The sequence below is a fragment of the Lascolabacillus sp. genome, assembly GCF_028696275.1.
Lineage (GTDB): Bacteria > Bacteroidota > Bacteroidia > Bacteroidales > Dysgonomonadaceae > Proteiniphilum > Proteiniphilum massiliensis.
Window position 1 is genome coordinate 1 of record NZ_JAQVHI010000067.1, and the last position, 2,694, is coordinate 2,694.

Consider the following 2,694-nt stretch of genomic DNA (forward strand, 5'->3'; position numbering starts at 1 on the left):
GTATTTCTTGCTCCATAGCCATGACCACCCGAAGGGTACAAATGCATTGCAGCAGGCACGTTTGCCTGCTTCAGAGCATAGTAGTAAAACAAGCTGCTATCAATAAAACTTTTATCATCTTGTGTCTGTATCAGGATAGTTGGAGGGGTATTTGAATCCACTTTAAGTTCAGGCGAGATTCTAAAATTATCTGCTGAAAGATATGCAGGATACACCAAAACAGTAAAATCAGGTCGCAGGCTGACATCATCATAAGAGTCGATTCTCGGGTAAGTGCGACTGCTGTAGTTTGTGCTTGCCACAGCCGACAAATGAGCCCCTGCTGAGAAGCCCAATACACCTATCTTATCCGAATTTATATTCCACTCCTTAGCATGCGAGCGAGTATAAGCAATTGCCCTCTGAACATCCTGCAGTGGAGCCTCATGCTTCTCCAGTCCCTCACGGCGAGGCACACGATACTTCACAAGCACACAGTTAACTCCATAGCTGTTAAACCTCTTACATATCTCAGTTCCCTCAAGATTATATGCCAAAATATTATATCCACCACCCGGGTTAACAATAATCGTCACTCCTGAATTATTTTCCACAGGAGCCGGATAGAAAGTTAATGTAGGCTCACTCACATTACCAACACGCAAAACAGGACAACCTGCAACTTTATTGCCAGAGGCATCATCCACCTGTTTAAGCTTCACATTCTCTCCCGGTGCACCATTTGGGAACAGCAATATTTCTTTCTCCTGAGATAGTAAACTCATAGTTCCAACTAAGAATAAGAATAAAAATAAAAATAGTGTATGTTTCATAAAACCTGATTTTTAATAAATCAATCAATTATACCAATTTAATAAGCTCCATCACTAAGAGTCCCACTGCTAATGCAATACTAAAACTAACCAACGTACCAATCAAAATGTATTCAGTCAGTTTTCTATCTTTCGACTCTTTTAAATCACCAAAGCGGAATACCGATTTTGCTGCCAGTAAAAACCCGATTCCTTCCCAATGACCAGATACAATGAATATAAAAACGAGAAGACGTTCCAGCATACCAATGTATTTACCGGCATTACTCAGCGACTCCTCAATGCTATCACTCAATGCCTCTGTCCATTTAGACATCAGTTCTCTGATCAGAATAGCAGAAACATAGGTCAGGAATACAATTGCAGATGCATAGATCCAGATATTACTATTTTCAAACCATGATATAATATTCAAATCAGGTTTAAAGAATAAAATCCAAAGAACAAAAATAGTGATTATATGTAAAACTTGATCTGTTAAGAACCATCCGGGTCTGTTACTATCTTTCTGAGCATACAACTTTATGGAATCAATAATGATATGCGAAACCATCACCAACAGGGCCAGAAACCAATAGCTTAAATCCCAAAGTACCAGCAAGACCAGCAATCCATGTATCAAACCATGCAGATAAAGCTTCAGAGACTTCGCCTTAATACGCTCTTTTTCTGCAACCCAAGCATTAGGCTGAATAATAAAATCCCCTATAAAATGAGCCAGCAAGAGCTTTATTATTATAATCATCCCAGCAATTTTTTAATCTTTTTCCTGTACATCCTTTCCACCTCAAGAATCTCATTCACATAAGCCCTGTTCCATCTGCCACTCACAGAATTCTGCTTAATGCCCAAACGCTTTCCAATCTCCTCCTGCGTCACATCAGGATTCCTGAGAACAATCTCCATCAACTCCGCCGATGGAACAGTCCATTTATTCATAAAGGTACCCGCCAGCTTAAGATATAGATTCATCTCCTCATCAAAATCCCCAAAAGAAGATCTTATCCCAAGCGTAATATTCTCTTTGTCGAGCATATCAAATTTCTCACCAGAATATATAAATGCCTCCCCGTTACTTTCCGATATAGACTCACCAGAATAGGTCTTCACCCCTATCCCGATAGCCATACGCACATCAAGAGGCACAACCTTCTTAATAAGAGCTTTAATTTCCAAAGCCCTCTTAAGTGCATCCTCCGGATTCTTCACCTCAAGCTGAAAAAAATCGCCCCTCTCCAGATCCCAGTCACCCGGTCTCTTACCCCATTCATTCAACAGAGACTTAAGCGGAACCAACCATTCATCCTGATTCAACACCTTCCTCGACGCTATTATATCACCTGTAATAACTGCTATCATGATGCGAATATCGTTTAAAATAACGATATATCAAAATATCATTTAAACAAACGATAAAATGAAATATCGTGAAATAACTATACTTATACCTTTGGGAACACCCAAGGCTCTCTGTAAACAGGCTTCAGATACTTGTCAGCCTCAGCAGAGCCAAAAGTCCTTTTCTTATTATCATACCGCAATGATGTACCACTCAATCTGGCAGCAATATTACCCAGCTGGGCATATTTAGCACTCAAACTGCCCGTTTCAATTGAGCATGCAGTATTCCTGTCCCTTTTCTTAACGCAATCAAGGAAATTAATAACATGATCCCTATGATCCTTATAGTCCGCCTTCACAATCTTCTCTGCAACCGATTCACCTTTAGGAAACACCTGCCAATCGTCCCTGTTAGCAACCAAAGTACCGTTACTACCAGTGAAAATCAATCCATAATTTTTGCCATACGGACCAAATTCCATGCCCGCATTATTCTCCCAGGTCATTATATAATCATCAAACTGGTAAAGTACCGACTGAG

3 protein-coding genes and 1 pseudogene are annotated in these 2,694 nt (G+C 40.1%); all 4 read right to left on the minus strand.

Annotated features, from left to right (window positions below):
• The coding region (locus PHO43_RS09780) for an alpha/beta hydrolase (protein ID WP_288012134.1) at nt 1-812 on the minus strand (812 nt) is incomplete at its 3' end.
• Between the two features lie 28 nt (nt 813-840).
• Nucleotides 841-1,557 (minus strand): DUF3307 domain-containing protein, encoded by a 717-nt coding sequence (locus PHO43_RS09785; RefSeq protein WP_288012136.1) that lies wholly within the window; start codon nt 1,555-1,557, stop codon nt 841-843.
• Entirely contained in the window at nt 1,554-2,171 is a 618-nt protein-coding gene (locus tag PHO43_RS09790) for a hypothetical protein (protein WP_045089268.1), read from the minus strand. The genes PHO43_RS09785 and PHO43_RS09790 overlap by 4 nt, the downstream gene beginning before the upstream one ends.
• An 83-nt stretch (nt 2,172-2,254) precedes the next feature.
• Nucleotides 2,255-2,694, minus strand: a pseudogene (locus PHO43_RS09795) (gfo/Idh/MocA family oxidoreductase); the annotation flags it as partial.

Bases quoted from the DNA above. Each gene is read 5' to 3' on its own strand.
- PHO43_RS09790 (WP_045089268.1), bottom strand. From the start codon at position 2,171: ATGATAGCAGTTATTACAGGTGATATAATAGCGTCGAGGAAGGTGTTG.
- PHO43_RS09785 (WP_288012136.1), bottom strand. From the start codon at position 1,557: ATGATTATAATAATAAAGCTCTTGCTGGCTCATTTTATAGGGGATTTT.